The sequence below is a fragment of the Pedobacter sp. KLB.chiD genome, assembly GCF_047040275.1.
GTDB lineage: Bacteria > Bacteroidota > Bacteroidia > Sphingobacteriales > Sphingobacteriaceae > Pedobacter.
On the sequence record NZ_CP178207.1, the window covers coordinates 700,800 to 723,636 of the forward strand.

24 protein-coding genes are annotated in these 22,837 nt (G+C 38.8%); 12 read left to right on the forward strand and 12 right to left on the reverse strand.

The window, feature by feature from the left end; all coding sequences use genetic code 11:
• The first annotated feature begins 4 nt into the window (after positions 1-4).
• Positions 5-691, forward strand: a complete 687-nt coding sequence (locus ACK1I8_RS03005) for a DedA family protein (protein ID WP_412467869.1) — start codon at positions 5-7, stop codon at positions 689-691.
• Here ACK1I8_RS03005 and ACK1I8_RS03010 read toward each other — a convergent pair whose 3' ends face one another.
• On the reverse strand, positions 692-1,645 hold the full coding sequence (locus ACK1I8_RS03010) for a zinc dependent phospholipase C family protein (RefSeq protein WP_412467870.1): 954 nt from the start codon (positions 1,643-1,645) through the stop codon (positions 692-694).
• Positions 1,646-1,955: 310 nt separating this feature from the next.
• Entirely contained in the window at positions 1,956-2,309 is a 354-nt protein-coding gene (locus ACK1I8_RS03015; RefSeq protein WP_412467871.1) for an endonuclease domain-containing protein, read from the reverse strand.
• Positions 2,310-2,633: 324 nt separating this feature from the next.
• Between ACK1I8_RS03015 and ACK1I8_RS03020 the strand changes: the two genes are divergently transcribed.
• A complete protein-coding gene (locus tag ACK1I8_RS03020; protein WP_412467872.1) occupies positions 2,634-3,074 on the forward strand; it encodes a DUF4395 domain-containing protein in 441 nt (146 codons plus the stop codon).
• On the opposite strand, the gene ACK1I8_RS03025 is transcribed toward ACK1I8_RS03020, so the two are convergent.
• The 4 genes from ACK1I8_RS03025 to ACK1I8_RS03040 all read right to left on the reverse strand — a co-directional run bounded on the left by ACK1I8_RS03025 (position 3,071) and on the right by ACK1I8_RS03040 (position 8,503).
• Positions 3,071-3,598: an STM3941 family protein gene (locus tag ACK1I8_RS03025; RefSeq protein WP_412467873.1), complete on the reverse strand. Its 528-nt coding sequence runs from the start codon at positions 3,596-3,598 to the stop codon at positions 3,071-3,073. The genes ACK1I8_RS03020 and ACK1I8_RS03025 overlap by 4 nt on opposite strands.
• A 98-nt stretch (positions 3,599-3,696) precedes the next feature.
• A complete protein-coding gene (locus tag ACK1I8_RS03030; protein ID WP_412467874.1) occupies positions 3,697-4,728 on the reverse strand; it encodes an Atu2307/SP_0267 family LLM class monooxygenase in 1,032 nt (343 codons plus the stop codon).
• Positions 4,729-5,217: 489 nt separating this feature from the next.
• Entirely contained in the window at positions 5,218-7,074 is a 1,857-nt protein-coding gene (hscA, locus tag ACK1I8_RS03035) for a Fe-S protein assembly chaperone HscA (RefSeq protein WP_412467875.1), read from the reverse strand.
• 202 nt (positions 7,075-7,276) lie between these two features.
• Positions 7,277-8,503 carry a glycosyltransferase family 4 protein gene (locus ACK1I8_RS03040; RefSeq protein WP_412467876.1) on the reverse strand — a complete coding sequence of 409 codons (1,227 nt, stop codon included), beginning with the start codon at positions 8,501-8,503 and terminating at the stop codon, positions 7,277-7,279.
• Positions 8,504-8,597: 94 nt separating this feature from the next.
• Between ACK1I8_RS03040 and ACK1I8_RS03045 the strand changes: the two genes are divergently transcribed.
• Complete coding sequence (locus tag ACK1I8_RS03045; RefSeq protein WP_412467877.1) at positions 8,598-9,179, forward strand: tRNA-(ms[2]io[6]A)-hydroxylase; 582 nt, start codon at positions 8,598-8,600, stop codon at positions 9,177-9,179.
• A 44-nt stretch (positions 9,180-9,223) separates the two neighbouring features.
• Here ACK1I8_RS03045 and ACK1I8_RS03050 read toward each other — a convergent pair whose 3' ends face one another.
• The gene (locus tag ACK1I8_RS03050) at positions 9,224-10,312 is read right to left on the reverse strand and encodes a DUF3810 domain-containing protein (protein WP_412467878.1); all 1,089 of its coding nucleotides are present in this window, start codon (positions 10,310-10,312) and stop codon (positions 9,224-9,226) included.
• A gap of 493 nt (positions 10,313-10,805) precedes the next feature.
• Entirely contained in the window at positions 10,806-12,140 is a 1,335-nt protein-coding gene (locus ACK1I8_RS03055) for a dihydroorotase (protein WP_412467879.1), read from the reverse strand.
• 185 nt (positions 12,141-12,325) lie between these two features.
• Between ACK1I8_RS03055 and ACK1I8_RS03060 the strand changes: the two genes are divergently transcribed.
• The 4 genes from ACK1I8_RS03060 (at position 12,326) to ACK1I8_RS03075 (ending at position 14,964) form a co-directional block, all read left to right on the forward strand.
• A complete protein-coding gene (locus ACK1I8_RS03060; protein ID WP_412467880.1) occupies positions 12,326-13,672 on the forward strand; it encodes a DEAD/DEAH box helicase in 1,347 nt (448 codons plus the stop codon).
• Positions 13,673-13,674: 2 nt separating this feature from the next.
• Entirely contained in the window at positions 13,675-13,947 is a 273-nt protein-coding gene (locus tag ACK1I8_RS03065) for a hypothetical protein (RefSeq protein WP_412467881.1), read from the forward strand.
• 97 nt (positions 13,948-14,044) lie between these two features.
• Positions 14,045-14,380 (forward strand): gliding motility protein GldC, encoded by a 336-nt coding sequence (gene gldC, locus ACK1I8_RS03070; protein ID WP_293790527.1) that lies wholly within the window; start codon positions 14,045-14,047, stop codon positions 14,378-14,380.
• Positions 14,381-14,565: 185 nt separating this feature from the next.
• Positions 14,566-14,964 carry a hypothetical protein gene (locus tag ACK1I8_RS03075; RefSeq protein WP_412467882.1) on the forward strand — a complete coding sequence of 133 codons (399 nt, stop codon included), beginning with the start codon at positions 14,566-14,568 and terminating at the stop codon, positions 14,962-14,964.
• Here ACK1I8_RS03075 and ACK1I8_RS03080 read toward each other — a convergent pair.
• The 3 genes from ACK1I8_RS03080 to ACK1I8_RS03090 are packed head-to-tail and all read right to left on the reverse strand — an operon-like array spanning position 14,961 to position 16,411.
• A complete protein-coding gene (locus ACK1I8_RS03080; protein WP_412467883.1) occupies positions 14,961-15,473 on the reverse strand; it encodes a lipocalin family protein in 513 nt (170 codons plus the stop codon). The two genes, ACK1I8_RS03075 and ACK1I8_RS03080, sit on opposite strands and share 4 nt — an antisense overlap.
• 53 nt (positions 15,474-15,526) lie before the next feature.
• The gene (locus ACK1I8_RS03085) at positions 15,527-15,916 is read right to left on the reverse strand and encodes a hypothetical protein (RefSeq protein WP_412467884.1); all 390 of its coding nucleotides are present in this window, start codon (positions 15,914-15,916) and stop codon (positions 15,527-15,529) included.
• A gap of 15 nt (positions 15,917-15,931) precedes the next feature.
• Positions 15,932-16,411 (reverse strand): methylated-DNA--[protein]-cysteine S-methyltransferase, encoded by a 480-nt coding sequence (locus ACK1I8_RS03090; RefSeq protein WP_412467885.1) that lies wholly within the window; start codon positions 16,409-16,411, stop codon positions 15,932-15,934.
• Between the two features lie 189 nt (positions 16,412-16,600).
• Here ACK1I8_RS03090 and ACK1I8_RS03095 point away from each other — a divergent pair, with 189 nt between their 5' ends.
• From ACK1I8_RS03095 to ACK1I8_RS03110, 4 genes are all read left to right on the forward strand, one after another.
• Entirely contained in the window at positions 16,601-17,266 is a 666-nt protein-coding gene (locus tag ACK1I8_RS03095) for a heme exporter protein CcmB (RefSeq protein ID WP_412467886.1), read from the forward strand.
• A gap of 82 nt (positions 17,267-17,348) precedes the next feature.
• The gene (ccsA, locus tag ACK1I8_RS03100) at positions 17,349-18,011 is read left to right on the forward strand and encodes a cytochrome c biogenesis protein CcsA (protein WP_412467887.1); all 663 of its coding nucleotides are present in this window, start codon (positions 17,349-17,351) and stop codon (positions 18,009-18,011) included.
• A 1-nt stretch (position 18,012) separates the two neighbouring features.
• Positions 18,013-18,231: a CcmD family protein gene (locus ACK1I8_RS03105; protein ID WP_412467888.1), complete on the forward strand. Its 219-nt coding sequence runs from the start codon at positions 18,013-18,015 to the stop codon at positions 18,229-18,231.
• A 432-nt stretch (positions 18,232-18,663) separates the two neighbouring features.
• Positions 18,664-20,085 carry a Glu/Leu/Phe/Val family dehydrogenase gene (locus ACK1I8_RS03110; RefSeq protein WP_412467889.1) on the forward strand — a complete coding sequence of 474 codons (1,422 nt, stop codon included), beginning with the start codon at positions 18,664-18,666 and terminating at the stop codon, positions 20,083-20,085.
• Positions 20,086-20,226: 141 nt separating this feature from the next.
• On the opposite strand, the gene ACK1I8_RS03115 is transcribed toward ACK1I8_RS03110, so the two are convergent.
• Entirely contained in the window at positions 20,227-21,831 is a 1,605-nt protein-coding gene (locus tag ACK1I8_RS03115; protein WP_412467890.1) for a Na+/H+ antiporter, read from the reverse strand.
• Between the two features lie 567 nt (positions 21,832-22,398).
• Here ACK1I8_RS03115 and ACK1I8_RS03120 point away from each other — a divergent pair.
• Positions 22,399-22,833 (forward strand): cytochrome c maturation protein CcmE, encoded by a 435-nt coding sequence (locus tag ACK1I8_RS03120; protein WP_335320437.1) that lies wholly within the window; start codon positions 22,399-22,401, stop codon positions 22,831-22,833.
• Positions 22,834-22,837 lie beyond the last annotated feature (4 nt).

The window sequence follows — 22,837 nt, forward strand, 5'->3', positions numbered from 1 at the left end:
TAAATTGGAATTACTACAGCAGCTTTTAGATTTTATTCTCCATATAGATGTTCATTTAGCACAAATTGTTAACGAATACCGTACCTGGACCTATCTTATTTTATTTCTGATCATTTTTGCCGAAACCGGTTTTGTGGTAACACCATTTCTTCCCGGCGATTCGTTACTTTTTGCGATGGGTGCTTTGATCGCCGGCGAACATGAAACAGGCTTAAATATTTGGATTATGCTTCTGATATTAATCGTTGCCGCAATTTTAGGAAATACCGTTAATTATAAACTGGGAAGTGTGCTGGGCGCCGGGGTATTTAAAGAGAAAAACAAAATCTTAAAACTCAAATATTATCATCAATCTCACGAATTTTTCGAAAAACATGGTGGTAAAGCCATTATGCTGAGCCGGTTTTTACCGATTTTCAGGACAATTGCCCCTTTTGTTGCCGGTATAGCTAAAATGCCATTTGGCCGTTTCACCTATTACAATATTATTGGTGGTGTAACCTGGATTTTTGCCTTGTTAATTGGTGGTTACCTGTTAGGACAGATTCCTGCAATTAAAAATAACTTTGAAATCGTAATTATTTTTATTGCCGTGGTAACATTTGTTCCTGCTATTTGGGCTGCCATTAGGAGTCGCTTACAGCCTAAAAAGGTGGAAAAAATAATTGAAGGCGAGAATCCTAACGCGTAACTAAAGTTCCCTGCCGATCAGGATTCCTCTTTGGTATTTTTTTTCAATCTCGTCTTCTTCCAATTCGTCTGGAAAGATTTCTGTTTTAACCAGGTTTTGAAGTACTGGTTGTCCGGCATCTACCCAGGCTGAATACCAAAACGAACCTGTAGTTAATATGGCAGCTCGCATCTGTTTTTCGACCATATTGTTCATCTTATCATGATAGGCTTTTGCATATTCCCTGGAGTATTGTTTCAGCACGGTATGGTTCCGTTCTGAAAAACTGTACTTTTTGCTGGCAGGGAATGATGCATTTAACTCCGCTTCAAAGCTTAGCACGGTATCAACCAAACTATGGGTATGTTTAATTACTTTCCATATTTCTTGCAATGGGTTTTCAATGTAATGGGCCCGGCCTACAACAAAATTGTAGTGTGTTGAAAACAATTCGGGCAAACGGCTTTCCCAGAAAGCGTGGATGCCGACCTGATTGGTGAGTTGTCCGTTGTGATTGGCAGTCGTGTGTAAAGGAACATGGGCATCGGCAATGTAATGCCCCAGATCTGCCGAATATTTCAGTATTTTCACCGAATCACGCATTTTGAAGGCTTTCACTAAACTATAATAACTGCGCTGTATCTGCCAGGGGATGATACCATCGATGTTTAACTTTTTCAGACCGTATTTGGCCAGGGCATCATCCCATTTTTCGGGGATACTATCGATATTTTGCTCATAATTCTCCACATCGAGGTAATGCCGTGGTGCTTCAAGGGTATCCGCATATCTGCGTTTGTCCGCATCAACAGCATGCTCGGTAATGTATTTAATGTTCTTTTTGTAGAAACTGATCATGTCTCCAGGCAAAGTAAAAACAGCCAGGTTGTTTATCCTTTGATGTGCAAAGAAACCCCAGGAGCTACAAAGAAATATAGGGATGATTAACGCGGCTAAAATCGTTAATCTTTTCATATCATCTAATATAAGCAATGTTTTTGAAACTCCTAGGGTTTAGCAAAAGATTAGGCTTATAATTTTAATCCTTCATTTTACCACCCCTGCCCCTCCTAAAATAGGAGGGGAGTTGGAACCGCTGAAGCAAAATAAATTCCTAGTAATAGGGCCTGGTGTAGACCCTTTGGCTATCTGTTTGACATGTGAAATAACTTTTTTCGTTTTAAAACGGAATAAAAAGGTTTAATTGCTGATTTAATTTTTTGTTACAAATAATTTATAGTTGGATTAGCTCCCCTCCTTATCAAGGAGGGGCTGGGGGTGGTTATTAGGTTTTAAAATGTTTTTTAATTTCCCCACAAACCAGCTCTTCAGATTCAAAAACATCAAGATTATTAAATCTGATTACCGTAATTCCTTTGTTGTTTAAAAAATCAGTTCTTTGCTTGTCATACATTTCTGCTGAATAATCATCATGGCTACTTCCATCAACTTCAATAGCTAATTTTTCAGATGGACAATAAAAATCTAAAATATAATTTCCAACACTATGCTGTCTCCTGAATTTTCTGCCGAGTCTTGAATTTTGTAGATACATCCACATGGTAGCTTCAGCGGGAGTGAGGTTGTTTCTCAATTCCTTTCTTTTATTTTTTAGGTACTTAAGGTTATGGATTGCCATGTTTCAATATAATTATTTTTAAATTAATTTTTGTTCAGTTTACCATCCCCTTACCCTTCCTAAAATAGGAGGGGAGTTGGAACCGCTGAAGCAAAATAAATTCCTAGTATTAGGGCCTGGTTTAAACCCTTTGGCTATCTGTTTGAGATGTGAAATAACTCTTTTCGTTTAAAAACGGAATAAAAAGGTTTAATTGTTGATTTAATCTTTTGTTACAAATAATTTATAGGTGGATTAGCTCCCCTTCCTTATCAAGGAGGGGCGGGGGATTTCTGAATAGTAGATACTTAAATTAATTCAGTAATTTTACTGAAAATTTATGCCATGGAATTATCCTGCCCAATATCAGCAGAAAGAATAAATGAAAATGTAGTAAGGATTATTGCTTTTATGGTGGCTGTAATTGCAATTATTTGTGTGGTGTTTTCAAATTACTGGGCAATTGTTTTTTTATTAATTGATTTTGCTTTAAGGGCATTTACAACAGGCAAATTCAGCATGTTAAAATTTATGGCCATTAAAATAGCAAACGGACTCTCGCTTACACCAAAAATGAAAGATTTGGCGCCGAAAAAGTTCGCGGCAACCATGGGCTTTGGGTTCTGCTTGTTGATTACCGCGATATTTATCTTTAATTACTATACAGCCGCGTTAATATTAACTTTACTCCTGACAGCATTTGCACTTTTGGAAAGTTTATTTAGTATTTGTATTGGTTGTTATGTGTATACGGTTATTAATTTGATCACCAAAAGTAAAGCTTAATTTCTTTGATTTTTTGAAGCAATGAAGAGTTGCCGCTTATGCAAAATTGCCAATAGCTCGGTCTTTTTAATGTTGAGTACATCCATATCTATCCACAACAGATATGGCCTTGAACTAAATAAATCATTAAGGTAGGCAATTAATGAAACATAATCTTTGATTGTTGTCGTTTTATGTCGAGCAGGGTTACTGACCTTTATTGAAATTGAATTTGTTCTGTAAAGCCCTGTTTGGAAACCTTCAATCTCATTCCACGGAATGCACACAGTTTTTATTGGTGTAAAATTAGTTAATCCCTCCCCATCCAGTTTTAAAGCTACTTTCTCCTTTATTGCCTGATTTAGCTGTAAAATTCGTTCTGAAAGAATGATTAATATCAGCATCATCCATATCAGGCATATTATTTTTACTGGTAAATAGGATTGAAAAAGCAAAAATACAGAAAACACCTTACCCAAAAGACATAAAGCAATACTGAAAATAATATTGCTTTTTTTAAAGCCAATTTCAATAACATCTTTCATGGTAACCGGTTAAGTTTAGAGCTCAATTATAGCGGTAATTTTCATGATAAATTGCCGCTATAATTGAGGTGGGATACTAAAAATCCCGTCTATTAGTTTTATTTATTCAGCGCTTTTCTCACTTCCGGAGCAATTTTCGTCCCGAAAATCTCTATTGATTTCATCATTGCTGCGTGTGATGGTCCGCCAACATCCATATGGGCAGAAAATCGTGTTAATCCGAAGGTTTCGTGCATGGCCAGAATTTTATCTACCGATTCGTTCGCATCGCCAATAATTAAAGCGCCACTACTGCTTCTGCCGCCATCAAACTGATTGCGTTGATAAGGTGCCCAGCCACGCGATCGGCCAATGCGGTTCATCTGTGCTGAATAAAGAGGATAATAATAGTCGGCAACTTCTTTACTGTTTTCGCCAAATAAGGAATGCATGTGAACGCCCACTTCGAATTTACGCATGTCGTGTCCATTCGCTTCATAAACACGCTTGTAATAATCAAACAGCGGTTTAAACTGTATAGGCTGACCTCCAATAATGGCAAACATTACCGGTAGACCTAATCTACCCGCACGTTCTACTGATTCTGGTGTACCACCAACGGCTACCCAAATTTTTAAATTGTTATTCACCGCTCTTGGCAAAACTTCCTGGTTATTGAGTTCCGGCCTGAATTTACCTTTCCAGCTAATTTTGGGTTCCTTGTTTATTTTAAGGAGTAATTCCAGCTTTTCCTCATACAGTTGATCATAATCCTGTAGGTTATAGCCGAACAGTGGAAAAGATTCGATAAAACTTCCACGACCCGCCATTAATTCGGCTCTTCCATTCGAAATTAAATCTATAGTGGCAAAGTTCTGATAAAGTTTAACCGGATCAGATGAACTTAAAACCGAAACGGCACTGCTTAATTTGATATTTTTGGTTACCGTGGCTGCAGCAGCAAGTATAATTTCAGGACTCGATACGGCATAGTCAGGGCGATGGTGTTCGCCAATGCCATAGAAATCTAAACCAACCTCATCCATGAGTTTGATCTCTGCTATAATTTCCTGAAGCCTTTGCTGTGCGGGTTGAATTTCTCCTTTTGCATTGATCTGCAAATCGCCAAACATACCGATACCTAATTCCATATTGATAATTTTTTTAACAAAGTTAATCCGAAATTCGGAAGCAGCTTTTGATGTATGATAAGAAAGTGGATATTAAACGCTATTCTCGGGCCATTTAAAGTACACGATTACTAATCACTTAGCTTCATTATTTATGCTATCGTCCTGCTGAACTTGTTTCAGCATCTTCCGAATAATGAACGATTTGGCCTTAATGACAGGAAAGATGCTGAAACAAGTTCAGGATGACGCAAGTACTTAAAATGAAGCTGCTTATGCACCCTGCAACCTGGGTTTTGTATGCTGGCCCTGGTGAACTAAACCCATTATAGCGAACACGAAGTGCAACGTAGTAAAGCGGCAAGCGGGGCTCCCGGAACCAAAGCGTATTGTCTTTGCTTTCCAAAAAAGAATGTATTGATTCTAACGACAGGAAAGATCCTGAAACAAGTTCAGGATGACGTAGCCATTTTTCTTGGCAATTGAAAACTGCAAATTAAAAACTTAAAACTACTCTATCTTCTTGCCTTTCATCGCGGTAGAAATGGCTGCATCCATTACGCGCTCGGCAAAAGGGCGGGTAAATTCGTTCAGCTCATCTGCTTTTTTAAGGATTACATCTTTATCCTGACTGGCCAATGCAGTTTTAAGCGCTTCGATATGTGTTTTAGTTTCTGCTATTTCAGCCTCGGTCAAATGCTCAGCATGTTTTTCGATAAAGCGTTCGGCTGTGTATTGCAATTGCTCACCCTCGCTTCTGGCTTCGATCAGCATCCTTTGTTGTACATCACTTTGTGCATGCTCAATACTGTCTAAAAGCATTTTCTCAACAGTATCATCACTTAAACCATAGCTTGGCGTAATTTCGATCTCTTGTTTTACGCCAGAACGTAATTCAATTGCCTGTACAGTTAAAATACCATCTGCGTTTAACAGGAAATTGATATCTACTTTAGGTAAACCTGCAGGCATAGCCGGGATACCCTTTAAATCGAATTCGGCAAGTTTACGGTTTTCTTTAACCAGATCGCGTTCTCCCTGGTAAACAGAAATTTTCATGTTTACCTGGCCATCAACTGAAGTGGTGTACTGCCGGCCTGCTTTGGTTGGTACTTTGCTGTTACGCGCAATTATAACATCCATCAAGCCACCCATGGTTTCGATACCCAAAGAAAGTGGGGTTACATCCAATAATAAAATATCCGAGCGGTTTCCGGCCAATACATCTGCCTGGATGGCCGCACCTAAAGCCACTACTTCGTCTGGGTTAATATTATCTTGAGGTTTTTTGCCGAAGAAATGCTCCACTGCCTGCTTTACGTATGGCGTACGCGTAGAACCCCCTACTAAAATAACCTCGTCTATATCATTTGCAGATAAATCTGCATCTTTTAGTGCGTTTTTACAGGCTGTAATGGTTTCTTCTACTTTTGCAGCAATCAATTGCTCAAAAGTTTGCCTATCAAGTGTACACCAGATTTCGCCAACTTTTTCATTATATAAATTCTGACTCGATAATGCCTTTTTTGCTGCCTCGGCTTGTAACCTTAACGTTTGCATCAAAATATTGTTTTGGGCGAGCGCGGTTACCTCAAGTTTGTTTTGAGCGATCCAGTAATCTAAAATGGCCCGGTCAAAATCATCGCCGCCTAAGTAAGTATTTCCATTGGTGGCCAACACTTCAAAAATCCCGTTTTGAATCTGTAGGATAGAGACGTCAAAAGTACCTCCACCTAAATCGTAAACGGCAATGGTTTTCTGTTGCGTAGGATCTAAACCAATACCATAAGCCAAACTGGCCGCAGTGGGTTCGTTAACAATACGCATCACATCTAAACCTGCCAGTTTTCCGGCATCGCGGGTGGCCTGGCGCTGACTATCGTTAAAATAAGCCGGAACAGTAATTACAGCCCTGTTAACCGGTGTTTTTAAGGCATGTTCGGCTCTCGCTTTTAGCTCTTTTAATATTTCTGCAGATAATTCGATCGGTGTATAAAAACGGTTTCCGGCCTGGATTTTTACCAGGGCATCGGTATCATCATCGATAATTTTGTAAGAAAAAGTGGCCGCATGATCGGCTACATCTTTATACGAGCGACCTAATAATCTTTTAACCGAAAATATGGTGTTCGATGGATCAGTCGTTAAAAATTCTTTAGCTTCGTTACCGACAACTGCTTCGTTCTGGTTGTTAAAATAAACCACCGATGGCACCAATACGCCCTTGCCCGAATCGTTAATCACCTGTGGATTTTTATCCGGGTTGATAAATGCTACCAAGCTGTTGGTGGTACCTAAATCTATTCCGACGATAATTTCTTCCTTTTGAAACGAACCTGTAGCAAGGTTAATCGATATTTTTGCCATAGGCGCAAATTTACAATATTGTTCCTAGCTTTCAGAACCTGAATGTTTTTTAAAAGTCAATTAGTTTTGTTTGGAAGTCGGATGTCCGGAGACCGAAGTCGGAAGAACAGGCATAATTATTAGTTGGGAATTCGGAGTTTTAAGTTTTGACTTGAAGTTTTATACAGCTATATCATCGGACCTCCGACCTCTGACTCCTGACTCATTTATTCTTCTCTTCAATCCAAAGGCTCATGTACTTTGTACTTTGAATGGTATGGTGGTTTAAAATTTGGCCAATGAAGTTGTTTTGGCGGTGTTTCGATAAGTTTGACAAAAGTTCATTTATTTTCAGGATAAAAGCATCAGCAAAAGCAGTGGAGGCATAACGCTTGTTGATCATTTGAACACCCTGTTGCTGTGCGGCATGCCATTCGGGTTCGTGCTGGTATAGTTGAGCAGCCCGCTCGGCAAACCTGTCTAAATCATCTTCAATAACGCCATTCCAGGGCAGCTCGCCTTTCATGGCTTCGGCGCCAATAGTTGTGGTTACCGATGGTGTTCCGGTTAACATAGCATCAATAAATTTGCCTTTAACACCTGCGCCAAACTGGATCGGTGCCAGTAAAATTTTGTGCCTGGCAATGGTTTCCTGCGCATTTACAGCTCTGCCTTTGACGAAAAAGCGCTCAGCCTTATTTTCGAGCTGCCATACCTTTTGTGTCGGATAAGCTCCGTAAATGTTCAAGCTGGCGTTGGGCAGTATTTTCCGGAGTAAAGGCCATACTTTAGTTTTTAGAATTTGTACTGTATGCCAGTTGGGCTCGTGCAGAAAGTTGCCTATGAAAACGAAATCGGCTCTGTCTGCGAATGAAATCCATTCCCGGGCGGTATCTGCAGTAATTTCCTGTTCTAAAAAAGGCAGGTAATATAATAAGCTATCATCAATTTTAAATTGCTCTTCCAGCAGCTTTATTTCCGCTTCGGAAATAATCAAAGACAAGTCACAACGCAGAATAGATGCAATTTCGCGTTTCGCGGTATCGGAAAATAGGTTTAACACAACCTGCTTTTTGGTACTTTGCTGTCGCGCTTGCCGCAAAAAATGTAGATCTTCGGTATCTAAAATCCGCAAGGCTCCCGGGCATTCCTGCTGTACCCGCCAACCGTATTGTTCTTCCATCATAAAACGGTCAAACAAAACGATATCCGGTTTTAAAGTATTTAAGAAAGTATTGAAACTTTTATCATTTAACTTAATCTGCTGTTCAACAACCGGCGTATGGCTAAAATCGTAGCTGAATTCGCTTTTCGATGCTGCTGAAGCAAAAGTAATATGATAACCACTGGCCAGAAATAGATCAACCAACTGGACCATTCTTGTGCCTGCTGCCGATGAAGCGGGTTCGGGCCAAACCAATCCAATAATTAATAATTTCTTTATAGTCATGATTTAATTTTCTGCAAAATAAGTGGTTTTTAGTTCACAATTTTAAAACCGTGCCGATTATTTCTAATTTTGCACCTCAATTACAAAGCATCGGATGTTAGGATTAAAATTATTGACAGACCCGCGTTGGGCAAATATTGCGGAATCGAATTTAGAGGAAATTTTATCTGACCATGCCTGGTGCGAACAAAAAGCTGCCAGTAATGCCATTACCTTAATTACACAAAATTCAGAACACCAGGAATTGGTTGATGAGTTAACGGCTATTGCCATTGAGGAAATGCAGCACTTTCAGATGGTCATCGATATCATTAAAGAACGTGGCTATACTTTAAGCCGCGAACGAAAGGATGATTATGTAGGCCGACTGGTAAAATTCAGTAAAAAAGACGGGAGCCGTAACCAGGCTTTTATCGACAGGCTTTTGTTTGCTGCCATGATCGAAGCCCGGAGTTGCGAACGTTTCCGGGTACTTTCTTTAAACATCCAGGATAAAGAACTGGCCAAATTTTACCATGAATTGATGGTTTCGGAGGCTGGCCATTATACTACTTTCTTAAACTTTGCCCGTAAATACAGTACCGATGTAGATGTGGATAAACGCTGGAAAGAATGGCTGGATTTTGAAGGGGAACTGATACAGAGTTTTGGAACCAAAGAAGCGATACATGGGTAAAGGATGTAAGCTGTTGGATGGAAAATGGATGATGGCGGTATTTATTATTTGATCTTCTGACTTTCGGACGCCTGATTTTCCGACTTATAAATGTTCCACAACCAGATCACAATGTCCTGATAGCTGTCAATTCCTTTTTTCTGGTTGTTCAGTTTCAGGAAATGATCGAAAGCGGCATCCATGTAACCAAACATCTGTCCGTTATATTTGCGCCAAAATTCTTTTTCAGTTTTAAAATCCGCTAACACCTGCGGCAAAAGCTTGTTGTGCAATAATTTATAATCGTCAGGCGATTTCATTCTAATCTCAAATAGGATATACCTGAGCATTTCGTAATTAGCCGAATACTGGTAATTTAAATCAGTGCTATTGCTTGCTGTAAGGTAGCCAAGCAGGTTAGCTTCATCTTCGTAAGCGATGCCGAGCTGATGGGCAATTTCATGACAGGAAACGTAAGGTTTAACAAAATCAGGCAGATTAGTATTTAAGTTGGCCTCGCCGGAAAGTGGGGCGTAATAGCCTTCAATGCCCGCTTTGCTAATTATCCACGGATTAAGCGCTGCCTTTAAGCAGGGATTTGAATACCTGAACAGGGGATTTTTCTTTTCCATTAAATGGTAGGCCCGGGCTGATTTTTTTTCAAGATCGGAAACCTGATAAACGGGGATTTTGCCTTGCTTTAACTTTAAAGCATTGGTTTTATCAACAAAATAGTTGCCCAAAATAACCAGTTCTTTAACGTCATATTTTTCATTGCCGATCCCTAACTCCTCGCTCACACTTGGCCGGCTGTAATTTAATCCCCATACGATTTTGAAAATGATATATAGAATTAAAATGAAGTTTAAGATTTGTAAAGGGATAACCATTCTATCCTGCTTTGTTAGTGATTTACGTTTTTTGTAAAATCTAACGATTTTATACAGTATGAAGCCAATAAGTAAAACATATAGAACGTCTCCAACAGCAAAAGGAAACAGAGCAGAAATAAACCTTAAGGCTGAAGAGATGTAAGGATAAAAACCTGTTGAATAATATTTTTGAACAAGGACAGGGAAGAAGCCGAAAACATAAATCAGTATGGCTAAACTGATTAATAATAAAAATGTTTTATATACGGAATACTTAAGCACAACTAACAGTGTCTTTTTAAAGATTGAATTTCCAGGATAACAATAATGCCATTGTCAGGGATTTTATAAACCATTCGATGTTGTCGTTTATTTTTCCAAACCATTGGCCGGATAAATCGTGTTTTAACTGCTCTGGACCCATAAAGGGATTTTCCTGAATTGCCAGGATTAATTGCTGTATTTTTGCTGAACAGCCTTATTGCCTGATTTCTTCCAAAATTCTAAATCAGTAATTGCTTGCTCATATAATGCTATCTGCATACAATCACCAGGTTAAGATCAAAATGATTTATATGATTTCCACAGCGTGTTAACATCATTGCTACGTCAGGGTTTTCCAGCTTTTTTAGCATTTACTCCGACTAGAACTTTCTCAACAAATTCCGGATGATATGAGCTTTCAAAGGTTTCAAAACGTGGCTTTTTCTTCGTTTTTGGGATGTGCGATCAAAGTTTTCATTTTGGTATTGCTTAATAAACAAATATAGCAAATCTATCTCGTAAAAGTTAAACGCTTGCCGATCTGATCAGTCGTAAACTTGCCATTTTGATAAGCTAAATTTCCCGATACGAAAGTGTGGGTGATGCTGGCCTGGAAGGTATCACCGTCAAAAGGGCTCCAGCCGCATTTGTAGAAATTGTTAAGCTTGGTTACTTTCCATGCATCTTGCAGGTTTACCAACACTAAATCTGCCCAGTACCCTTCGCGGATGAAACCACGTTTTTCGATATCAAAACAGATCGCGAGGTTGTGCGCGGTTTTTTCAACGATTTTTTCTAAAGAGATTTTACCTTGCAAATGCATTTCCAGCAATGCTGGTAAGGCATGTTGTACTAATGGGCCACCTGACGGGGCCTGAGTATAACGCTGCTGCTTTTCTGCAAGCGTGTGGGGGGCATGATCTGTTGCAATTACATCAATATAATTTTCAAGCACACCTTTCAATACTCCTTTTTGATCGTCTTCCGTTTTTACCGCAGGATTCCATTTAATGAAATTGCCTTTTGTAGCATAATCCTTATCATTAAACCAAAGGTGGTGTACACAGGCTTCAGCCGTAATTTTTTTATCTTTTAACGGCGTAACGTGATCAAACAGTGTGATTTCTTTTGCTGTAGAGATATGGAGGATATGCAAACGTGTTTGGTAAGTTTTTGCCAGCTCTACTGCCAACGAAGATGATTTGTAACAAGCTTCTGCGCTGCGGATCAACGGGTGCATCTCAATGGTTAAGTCATCACCATATTTAGCCTTATATTCTGCCAGATTATGGCGGATAGTCGCTTCATCTTCACAGTGTGTGGCCACAAGCATAGGGGCCTTACTAAAGATATTTTCCAAAGTTTTTTCATTATCAACCAGCATATTTCCGGTTGATGAACCCATGAAAACTTTAATGCCACAAACATTTTTTGGATCGGTTTTTAAAACCTCCTCAATATTATCATTACTGGCGCCCATGTAAAACGAGTAGTTGGCCAGCGAGGTTTGTGCGGCAATGTCGTATTTATCCGCAAGCAATTCCTGCGTTAAGGTATTGGGCACCGTGTTGGGCATTTCCATAAAAGACGTAATCCCACCGGCAACAGCAGCCATACTTTCGGTAAAAATATCGGCTTTGTGCGTAAGTCCAGGTTCACGGAAATGCACCTGGTCATCAATCATACCTGGTAAAAGATACTGACCTTCAGCATTAATTTCCTGTGCTTCGGGTGCTGAAAGGTTTTGACCGATTTTGGTTATCAATCCATCTTTTATCAATACGTCAGCAACAACTTTTTGTTCCTCATTTACAATTGTGGCCGCTTTTATCAGGTAAGTATTCATGGTTTCAAAGGTAATAATTTGGGTTAACTGTTTAAATTGGTTAAGCGTTTAAATTGTAAATTAGCTGATTTAACCTGAGGATTTATAGCTTTAATTTTTTTGAAAAGTGGGAATCAAGACTGAAGACTCCGAACTCTGGACGATATTTGAGCCTTTTCGGCTCAAATAAACTATCTTTGTGCGCTATGGCAAAACCGTTCGAAGAATTTAAGTTAAACAGGCAAATTTTAAATGCTGTGGCCGATGCAGGTTACACTGTTGCTACGCCGATACAGGAAAAAGCAATTGCACCCATATTATCTGGGCAGGATATTTTTGGCATAGCCGAAACCGGAACCGGAAAAACGGCTGCTTTTGTATTGCCGATTTTAATGCAGTTGAAATATGCGCAAGGCGATAATATCCGTGCCCTGATCTTATCGCCAACCCGCGAACTGGCCATGCAGATTGAAGAACAGGTAAAACTCTTCTCTAGTTATACCGATCTGCGTTCCTTAGTGATTTTTGGTGGTATCGGACCAAAAACGCAGAAGGAACAACTGGCAAAAGGCATTGATATTCTGATTGCTACACCAGGCCGTTTCCTTGATTTATATTTAACTGGAGATATTAACACCCAAAGCTTAAAATTTTTGGTACTGGATGAGGCCGATAAAATGATGGATATGGGCTTTATTGGCTCGATACACCGTATTTTGGAAGTGGTGCCACGGAAACGCCAGAATTTACTGTTTTCTGCAACGATGAGCGATCTGGTACAGAAAATAGCAGGTGATTTTTTGAAAAACCCTACTATTATTGAAACGGCTGAACAGGCAACGCCGGCGGCAAACGTAACCCAAACCCTGTATTATGTTCCAAATTTTAAAACGAAACTGAATTTGCTGCAGCATCTGCTGAAGAATGATGAGGCTTTTACTCGTTTGATCATTTTTTGCAAAACCAAAACGGTTGCTGATAATATTTTCAGTTTTATTGAACGTAAATATGGTGCGGAGAACGTGCGTGTAATCCACGCAAATAAAGGTCAGAATACCCGGATTAATTCCATTAACAGTTTTAAAGAAGGAAATATCAGGGTTTTGGTAGCTACAGATGTAGCCAGCAGGGGTATAGATGTTAGCGATGTGAGTCACGTCATCAATTTCGATGTACCCATTATTATCGAAGATTATGTACACCGTATAGGGCGTACCGGTAGGGCTTTTGCCAAGGGCGACGCGATCACTTTTGCTACAGAAGGTGAAAAATACTATATCCGTAAAATTGAAAAACTAATCCGCCAATCAATCCCGGTTGAAGTCATCCCGCAGGGCGTTTTTATAGAAGAAACCCCTTATGAGGAGCGCCAGCATATAGCCAAAGAAATTGATCTGCAAAAACGTAAGGAAGATCCTGACTTTAAAGGTGCTTTCCACGAAAAGAAAAATGCAAAGGCTATAGAACAGAAGGCCAGGGATAAAGCTAAGGCAAAGGCGGGTAAGGCAGTTAAAAGCTTTAAAAAGGCTAAACGTTTCGATAAGAAAAAATAATCATGAAACTTCGTATTACGCCGTTAAATATTGTTGGTGCCATTGGCTTGGGCTTGATGGTAGCTGGTCTTTTTTCTGAAAAAAATCCCGCAAGAGGGCAAATTAACTTCAGTGGTTTCTATTTGCTTATTCTGGGCTGTCTGGTTGTGGTTACTTTCGTCACTGATCTTATTTTCCGTTTTACTTTAAAAGATATTAAACGGATCTGGATGATAGAACTGTTATTTTTAGTGATTGCCGCAATATTGATGTTAATATTACAAAAACTGGTATAATACAAAAGCGAAGTATTTGGTAAAATCATCATCTTTGCCAAAAATAAAATACCATAAATAGAACTATTTCTTTTATTGGTGAGATCAATATCAAAAAATGAAAAAAGCAGAAATAAAATTAACCGTTGAGTTAGACGAAGGCAACAACCCTGATAACATCCTCTGGGAGAGTACAGATTCTGGAAACGCTGATAAAGTGCCTGCAAAGGCTATGTTTTTATCCGTTTGGGATCATAATTATAAAAATACATTAAAAATAGATCTTTGGACAAAAGATATGCCTGTAGATGAAATGAAACGTTTTTTCTATGAAACCCTGCAAACCATGGGCGATAGTTTTTTAAAAGCAACAGGCGAAACGCTGATTGTAGAAGATTTGCGCGACTATTGCGCCCATTTTGCAGATAAGATGGGTATTATTGAAGGGCAGTAGTTTTAGTCATTAGTCTTTAGTCTTTAGTCTTTAGTCTTTAGTCTTTAGTCTTTGGTCTTTGGTCTTTGGTCTTTGGTCTTTAGTCTTTAAAAAATACAAGGTAAGTTAGCGATTAAAAATTAACTTCCATTACAAACAATTACCAGTTAATGGAATCTTTAAAATCAGTGTAGTCATTTTTAACTATGTTAGTATTAAATAAATTCAGGGCCTGGCTGGGCATTTTGTTATGCGTTATTGCCGGTTTCTGCCCTATGTTGAAAGTCCCAATCAAGGGTAACTGGAACTTATATCAGTCTGACGCCCGTTTATTTTTAATTACATATGCCATCATCGCTATTTCGGTATTGTTCCTGTTTATCAGAAAAGTTGGGGCATTCCGGTTTATGGGTTTTATCATGGCAATCTGGTATATTTTAGCAGTAATTGCTGTTTATTTTACTGCAAATAACTATACCAAATACGGTTTTGCCAATAAACTGATTGGTAAAGTGGTTCATTTCCAATGGGGATGGATTGTACTATTGGTCGGCGTTATATTGATGCTTTTCAGTGTTAAACGTGGCGAAAAAATAGCGGCTTAAGCTTTTTCGTGCAATTGTGAGGTGAGTTTGGCCACTTCATAACCTTTAGCCTTACACCTGGCAATAATTTCATCATGGGTTTTCTTCGGCATTGCCGGGTTGCGGCTCATGATGAACAAAAATTTATGATCGGGATGACCTACTACTACATAGGAGTAATCATCTGCAAGTTCTATAATCCAATAGTCCACTTTTACCGGCCAGATAAATTGTGCCTTTAAAGCTCCTTTATCTCCATTTTCGGATGGGAACATTTTCGATGTTCTGGAATAAACCCTTTCATCCCCCGGCTTTTTATAGGTGGTAACTACGTTATAATAGCCATCTTTATTTAACGTGTACTTTGTAGTAGTTTCCCTGCTGCCTTTATCAAAAATGGTAGGGATGGAATACAATGAATACCAAGTTCCGGCGTATTTTTTTAAATCCAATTTGGCCACGGGAACATTTTTTTCCATTGGCAAATGGGTAAAAAGAATAAAAAGGAGGGAGCAGATTGTTTTCATCATATCATCGGTTTTTAATATGATTTACGAAACAGACCTCATCCTGGTTTTGAGCTTTAATCAGCTATAAAGTAATCATCGCTACTTTCATCCAGCGGAATATAAATTCTTTCCCATTCACCGCCATCTACTACTTCCCAGGTATGGCCTTCTCCGGCGGTATCATTCGCAATAAGGATGATGCCCGGTTCAATAATAAAAGTTTCGCCATTGCTCACCGTAAAACGGAGTTTGCCTTTTAGTGTAATCACGTATTGTCTCCTGGGCGCAGGGTGGGGGATTCTTTCTAAACTTGATACGTCGGTTTGAGCGAAAAAATAATGGGCATTGATGTGCTGGCGGATGGGAATTCTGCCAATTTCGAAGGCGCATTTATTTTCCTCAATGTTAATTAAACGGATGGCTTTCAGGTAATTATTTTTAGTTCCGGCTTGATCTGTGTTCATCTTCAGAATATGGTTTTAAAATTTTAATGCGGTTTGTCCTTTTTTGGCAATTTCACGTTCGTGCTGCAGCAGCCATTGTTTACGCCATAAACCTCCGGCATAGCCCACCAGTTTGCCGTTACTGCCAATAACCCTATGACAGGGTACTACAATGGCCATATTGTTTTTCCCGTTCGCGGCAGCAATAGCCCGTATTGCTAATGGATGATGGGCAGAAAATTTAGCATAGGAGATGGTTTCGCCAAAAGGGATGGTTAGTAAATTCTGCCAAACCTCCTGCTGAAATTCAGTACCCTTTTGTTTTATCGGAAAATGGAAATGCTGTAATTTACCATCAAAATAATCACCTAATTGTTGCGCAACTTTTAGTGTGAGCGGATTTTCGGTAAGTCCTGCAATATTTGTTTCAGCCAAAGTTACGGCATGTACAAATTCATCATCGGCAAAGATGGTTATCTGGCCAATAGGAGAGGTAATAACTGATGCGTAGTTCATATCTTTATTTTTTCTCAGATTTTAACTAACTGCCGATAACCTTCTGATAAAAGCGATCTGTATTTATCCTTTCCATCCGTAATTAAAGCTTTCTCTGCGTCTCAGTGGCTAAATTAGTTATCAAACAAAATTACAACAATACAACAATTTAAGCGTGCAATATTTGGCAATAAAAGTATCTTTGCCGTTATGCAATTGGCCAAAGAGGTTAAATATTTAATTCACAAGGAAGTGTTGTTGGAGTGGCGTTCCAAATATACCATTAACGGTATATTACTCTATGTAGTTTCTACTATTTTTACTTGTTACCTCTCTTTTGTTAGCCTGGGCGATAAATTAACATGGAATGCCTTGTTTTGGATTATTATGCTTTTTGCATCTATTAATGGCGTGTCAAAAAGTTTTTTGCAGGAAACCAAAGGTCAACAGTTGTATAGTTATATTCTGGCCAGTCCGGCAGCAGTTTTAATTTCTAAAACGGTGTATAACATGCTGCTTATGCTGGTGCTTACCACAATTGCTTTAGGCTTTTATACCCTGGTTTTCGATTCTTTTACCCCGCCGGATTTATTGCTGTATTATGTAGCTGTGGTATTGGGAAGCATCAGTTTTTCAACGGTATTTACCATGGTCTCGGCCATAGCGAGCAAAGCAGGTAACGGTGGGATGTTGATGGCGATCTTAAGCTTTCCGATCATTATTCCGGTACTGATTTTATTAATTAAACTCGCTAAAAGTGCGGTTGATGGCTTGCCATGGGAGAATAGCTACGACGAAATAACCATGTTGCTGGTGGTGAATGTACTTGTAGTAGCCACGTCTTTATTGTTATTTCCTTACCTTTGGAGGGATTAAATATGGAAGATGTAAAATGGATGATGGAACAGCGCAATATTAGCGGATTCAATCATTTAAAATTCAATAATTAAATATAAGTATGTATAAAACCTGGTGGAAAATTTTAGGGTCGGTTCTGGTCATTTATACTGCGATTGCAGGATTATTACTGGGCGTACCTCATCTGGCTATTTTAAACGAAACGATCCGCAACCTGTATTTTCATGTTCCGATGTGGTTTGCCATGATTGTACTGTTTTCGATCTCTGTTTTTTACAGTATAAAATCATTGAGTACCAGGAGTGAGATTGATGATATAAAAGCTGTAGAAAGCGTTAATGCCGGTATTATTTTTGGTATTTTAGGTTTAATTACCGGTGCCATCTGGGCGAAATTTACCTGGGGACAGTTCTGGAGCTTCGATCCTAAACAGAATTTTGCTGCCATTTCAATATTGCTTTATTTTGCTTACTTAATTCTTCGGAATGCGATTGATGAAGAACAAAAAAGAGCAAAGATTTCGGCCATTTACAATATTTTTGCCTTCCCGATGATGGTGGTATTACTTTTTGTTTTACCCCGTTTGAAAGATTCATTACATCCAGGCAATGGCGGTAACCCCGGTTTCAACAGTTACGATTTGGATAGTCGCATGCGCATGGTATTTTATCCTGCATGTTTAGGCTGGATCCTGATCGGTTACTGGGTATATACCATCCGTTACAGAATACGTACTATTGAGAACAAACAACAACATAACTAAAATGAAAAAGATATTTTTCTCCCTGATATTGATGATGGCCACTATGCAGTTATTTGCACAAAATAATGGCGTAGAAATGGCCGATAGTCTTCGTAGTAATGGAAAAATTTACGTGGTGGTCATCTGCATCGTAATTATTCTGGTAGGTTTGCTTGTATACCTTTTCTCAATCGATAAAAGATTGAAGAAAATCGAAAAAGAAAACCACATCAGTAAATAAGTAAAAGTCGTAATTGCAATATCCTTGATAATTTTTTAAAAGGAGATCAAATATATTGATCTCTTTTTTTATGTCTTATTTTTTGAGGTGAAATTATGATATTCGTAATTATAGCGATGTTTTTGTATGTCAATTGATCAGTATCGCAACGAAACGTTCTTGTGGATATTTTTTTTATAATTTTTTTTCATCTGATTAATCCATAATTAAACCTATTAAATTAGTCGTTTTATTACTGCTGACGGATGTAGATATCGCTGTTTAAACCTGTTTAAATATTGTTTTTGAACAGATTCACATAATGGGTATAAAACCTTTTATCTGTTCTCCAAAGGGTGGTGTTAGCTGTACACTAAGTCTTTTTGCATTTGGATATGTGCATTTTTTTTAGGCAATTTTGCACCGAAAACTTATCAATATAAAAAATAAATAATGGCTAATCTAGCAGACGAGAACAAGTTCTTTGCAGATGTTTGTAAGAACTTTGACAGTGCGGCTCAATTTACCAATCATCCGGAAGGTTTATTGAACCAGATTAAAACATGTAATAGTGTATATCGTTTCCAGTTCCCCATCCGCCGTGGAAATGGTTTTGAAGTAATTGATGCCTGGCGCGTAGAACACTCTCATCACATGAGTCCTACAAAGGGCGGTATCCGTTACAGCGAAATGGTTAACGAAGATGAAGTGATGGCACTTGCTGCCTTAATGACTTACAAATGTGCCATTGTTAATGTTCCGTTTGGTGGTGCAAAAGGCGGTATTAAAATTAATACCAAACAGTACAGCGTTGCCGAGCTGGAAACCATTACCCGCCGTTATACTACAGAATTAATTAAGAAAAACTTTATCGGTCCTGGTATTGATGTACCTGCTCCTGACTATGGATCTGGTGAACGCGAGATGAGTTGGATAGCCGATACCTATATGACCATGAATCCTGGTCAGCTTGATGCATTGGGTTGCGTTACCGGTAAGCCCATTGCTTTACACGGCATCCGTGGCCGTAAAGAAGCTACAGGACGTGGTGTGGCTTATGCCGTTCGCGAATGTGTGGAAGTTGCGGAAGATATGGCTAAACTTGGTTTTAAAGCTGGTTTGGGCGATAAACGAGTAATTGTTCAGGGTTTAGGTAACGTAGGTTATCACTCTGCTAAATTTTTATCTGAATTTGGAGCGACCATTGTTGGGCTTTGCGAGTTTGAAGGAGCAATTTATAACCCGAACGGCTTAAACGTTGATGAGGTTTTTGCACACCGTAAAAACACGGGTTCAATTTTAGATTTCCCTGGTGCTACCAGCTTCAAAAATTCGATGGAAGGTTTAGAGCAGGAATGCGACATCATTGTTCCGGCCGCTTTGGAAAACCAGTTTACCGAGCAGAATATCCGCAACATTAAAGCAAAAATTATTGCAGAAGGTGCAAACGGACCTACTACACCTGAAGCCGAAGCCATTTTTACCGAAATGGGCGGTATTATTATTCCTGATATGTATTGTAACGCAGGTGGTGTTACGGTTTCGTATTTCGAGTGGTTAAAAAATCTTTCGCATGTGGCTTTCGGTCGTATGGAAAACCGTTATGCGGCTAACTCAAATGCCAACCTGATCAATACCTTGGAAAATCTGACCGGTAAAACGATTCTTCCGGAACACCGTTTAATGATTGTGAAGGGTGCATCTGAAATGGAACTGGTTAACTCTGGGCTAGAAGATACCATGATCCATTCATACCACGAAATCCGCGAAACCTTGATGACTAAACCAGGTACACAAACGTTAAGAACTGCTGCTTTTGTTAATTCGATTGATAAAATTGCGGTTTCTTATATGAATTTGGGCGTTTGGCCGTAAGGGCGCAAAGCCGAAAGACTAAAGCTTAAAGCGAAAATCCCTGCAGATGTAAAATTTGCAGGGATTTTTTGTTACTTGCCAGTTTTTCCAGTTGTTTTTGGCGGCTAAACGTTTTCTATTTATTTAACTATTAAACCTGCCTTAAGCTGTAATACTCAACTCTTCTAAATCCAGCCTCCATTCTTCTTTTCTGATGACTTCATCATCATATTTTTTGTTGCGCTTTAAATGATGTAACTCATCCCGCTGAAGTTGAATTAAGGTCAGCACGATTTCCTGGTAAGCTTTTAAATCCTCTTTATCAATTTCGCCCCTTTTATAAGCGTGGATATTATCCCTTTTTTCTTTTAAAGAATGGTGTAACTCTGCTTTTAAGTTAACCATTAACTCATTGTGGGTGCATTGGTGCTGATAGTCAGCATTTAATTTATCTAAAGAAAGATCAATCAATTTTAGTTTAATCTGATTAGTCTGCTCCTGTTCTGTTAATTTGCTTTTAGGCTCAGGAATTTTAAGCCATTTAATCACCAATGGAAGGGTAAGTCCTTGCAAAACCAATGTAATGAAAATGACCACGAAGGTGATGAACAGGATCAGGTTTCTTAGAGGAAAAGCAACCGAATCAGAAATCATTACCGGAATGGAAAGTGCCGCGGCTAAAGATACCACGCCTCTCATTCCCGCGTAAATGATCACCACATAAGAATGCCATGTCATATCACGATAACGTACTCTCGTTTTTTTATTAAAAAGCAGCGTTATCTGGGCCGTTGAAACCAACCATACCATGCGAACAAGAAGCGCCAGTATACTGATTCCAAATCCATATCCGATAGCTTTGATTATCGGATAATCAGGGCCTAAGCCATTTACAATATCTGGCAGGGCCAAACCAATTAATATAAATACAACACCATTGAGCATAAATATTAATGATGACCATACATTAACTGTTTTAATCCTTGAATTTGAAGTTAAAATGATATGCGATTGACTGGAGAGCAACAAGCCTCCGGATACGACTGCCATTACACCAGAAGCTTCGAAATGCTCGGCAATAATGTACATAAAGTATGGTGTGAGTAAGGTCAGTACCGTATCAATATTATCGGTGGTGGGTAACCAGCGATGAATAGCATAAAATATGCCGCTAATGGCAAGACCAATTAAAATACCCAGGCCGGCAACAGTAACGAAGCTTACTGCGGCATCCTGCATTACAAATGTACCGCTAACTACAGTAGCCAATGCGAATTTAAATACAATTAAACTGGAAGCATCATTTACCAAACTTTCCCCTTCCAGTAAAGCACTCACCACCTTCGGAATCTTCATGCCCTTTAACACTGCTGCTGCGGCCACGGCATCGGGTGGTGAAACAATACCCCCCAGTAGAAAGCCGAGTGCCAGGGTAAAACCTGGTATAAATGCTACAGAAGCATAGGCAACAGCCATTGAGGTTATAAAAACCAAACCCACGGCCATTAAAAATATGGCACCCTTATATTCCCAAAAGTCTTTCCAAGAGGTAAACCAGGCCGCTTCATAAAGTAGTGGGGGTAAAAAAAGTAAGAAAACAATATCAGGATCAATTTTGATATGTGGTATACCGGGGATAAAGCCAATAAGTAAGCCGGCCAATACCAAAAAGATAGGATAGGAGATTTTTATCTTTTGGCCAACCATCACCAATAGGGTTACACCTAAAAGTAAAACCAAAATAAGAATCAAATTGTCGTGAAGCATTTAAGATGTTTTTATGTGATGAACTTACGAATATACTAACGTTTAATTAAGAAAATAAAGAACAAATATAATAGCACGTACTTTTATTTTGGAAAGGAGAGGTCTGTGTTTCATAGGAAGGGTTAGTCCTGCTGTACCTCCTGCCAAATTGAAGGAATTGGCATCCGTCCCGTCAGGTTTAGGGACAAAGGTCTGTTTTCAATTGAGCTATTGAGTAAAAAAGCAGAATGTTTTTTCTACTCCAGGCAGGACTTAAAATCGATACAAAACAATAAATCACAAAAGTTTATAAAATTGTTTCAGGAGCATGTTAGTCAGGTTGATGTTTTACGGTAGAATATGCCAGTTAACTGTTGATCTGAGAGACCAAACTTAATATTTTCCGCTCCTGATTTTTCAATGAAGTAAAGTATTCGTTTAGATTGATTATAAATATAGGTCTCAGACAAAAAATATTTTGATTCAAAAATCAGCTGATTGTCAATATAAAGACAAGATAAATGGAAAAGAATGTTCGCTAAGCCTATTTTTCTATCTTTGTTGCCAGCTTTTACAACCCGTATAACCATGAAGAAAAGTGCCATCATTGGATTGATTACCATTGCAATTTCTGTAGGAATTTTATTTAGCTTAAATGCAAATACCGACACCTATTCTAATTTTAAACAGGCGGCTCTTTCTGAAAAAGAAGAGCATGTGATGGGCTATTGGGTAAAATCAATGGGTACCCATTACGATGCGGTAAAAGATGCGAACCGTTTTTCGTTCCATATGAAAGATGAAAAAGGAGAGGTGAGAGAGGTGATTTACGCAGGTACCAAACCGCAGGATTTCGAAAAGTCAGAAAAATTGGTGCTTATTGGTAAAATGGATCAGGACAAATTCTACGCATCGAAAATTTTAATGAAATGCCCTTCAAAGTACAATGATAATCTGGTAGAGATCAACAAAGATGGCAAAGTAGATACTGTAGGTAAGTACGGCGAGAAAAAATATAACTAATTTA

Bases quoted from the DNA above. Each gene is read 5' to 3' on its own strand.
- ACK1I8_RS03085 (WP_412467884.1), bottom strand. From the start codon at position 15,916: ATGAACACAGATCAAGCCGGAACTAAAAATAATTACCTGAAAGCCATC.
- ACK1I8_RS03095 (WP_412467886.1), top strand. From the start codon at position 16,601: ATGCAATTGGCCAAAGAGGTTAAATATTTAATTCACAAGGAAGTGTTG.
- ACK1I8_RS03105 (WP_412467888.1), top strand. From the start codon at position 18,013: ATGAAAAAGATATTTTTCTCCCTGATATTGATGATGGCCACTATGCAG.
- ccsA (WP_412467887.1), top strand. From the start codon at position 17,349: ATGTATAAAACCTGGTGGAAAATTTTAGGGTCGGTTCTGGTCATTTAT.
- ACK1I8_RS03120 (WP_335320437.1), top strand. From the start codon at position 22,399: ATGAAGAAAAGTGCCATCATTGGATTGATTACCATTGCAATTTCTGTA.
- hscA (WP_412467875.1), bottom strand. From the start codon at position 7,074: ATGGCAAAAATATCGATTAACCTTGCTACAGGTTCGTTTCAAAAGGAA.
- ACK1I8_RS03080 (WP_412467883.1), bottom strand. From the start codon at position 15,473: ATGATGAAAACAATCTGCTCCCTCCTTTTTATTCTTTTTACCCATTTG.
- ACK1I8_RS03060 (WP_412467880.1), top strand. From the start codon at position 12,326: ATGGCAAAACCGTTCGAAGAATTTAAGTTAAACAGGCAAATTTTAAAT.
- ACK1I8_RS03075 (WP_412467882.1), top strand. From the start codon at position 14,566: ATGTTAGTATTAAATAAATTCAGGGCCTGGCTGGGCATTTTGTTATGC.
- ACK1I8_RS03055 (WP_412467879.1), bottom strand. From the start codon at position 12,140: ATGAATACTTACCTGATAAAAGCGGCCACAATTGTAAATGAGGAACAA.
- gldC (WP_293790527.1), top strand. From the start codon at position 14,045: ATGAAAAAAGCAGAAATAAAATTAACCGTTGAGTTAGACGAAGGCAAC.
- ACK1I8_RS03065 (WP_412467881.1), top strand. From the start codon at position 13,675: ATGAAACTTCGTATTACGCCGTTAAATATTGTTGGTGCCATTGGCTTG.
- ACK1I8_RS03090 (WP_412467885.1), bottom strand. From the start codon at position 16,411: ATGAACTACGCATCAGTTATTACCTCTCCTATTGGCCAGATAACCATC.
- ACK1I8_RS03045 (WP_412467877.1), top strand. From the start codon at position 8,598: ATGTTAGGATTAAAATTATTGACAGACCCGCGTTGGGCAAATATTGCG.
- ACK1I8_RS03020 (WP_412467872.1), top strand. From the start codon at position 2,634: ATGGAATTATCCTGCCCAATATCAGCAGAAAGAATAAATGAAAATGTA.
- ACK1I8_RS03010 (WP_412467870.1), bottom strand. From the start codon at position 1,645: ATGAAAAGATTAACGATTTTAGCCGCGTTAATCATCCCTATATTTCTT.
- ACK1I8_RS03040 (WP_412467876.1), bottom strand. From the start codon at position 8,503: ATGACTATAAAGAAATTATTAATTATTGGATTGGTTTGGCCCGAACCC.
- ACK1I8_RS03030 (WP_412467874.1), bottom strand. From the start codon at position 4,728: ATGGAATTAGGTATCGGTATGTTTGGCGATTTGCAGATCAATGCAAAA.
- ACK1I8_RS03110 (WP_412467889.1), top strand. From the start codon at position 18,664: ATGGCTAATCTAGCAGACGAGAACAAGTTCTTTGCAGATGTTTGTAAG.
- ACK1I8_RS03025 (WP_412467873.1), bottom strand. From the start codon at position 3,598: ATGAAAGATGTTATTGAAATTGGCTTTAAAAAAAGCAATATTATTTTC.
- ACK1I8_RS03115 (WP_412467890.1), bottom strand. From the start codon at position 21,831: ATGCTTCACGACAATTTGATTCTTATTTTGGTTTTACTTTTAGGTGTA.
- ACK1I8_RS03015 (WP_412467871.1), bottom strand. From the start codon at position 2,309: ATGGCAATCCATAACCTTAAGTACCTAAAAAATAAAAGAAAGGAATTG.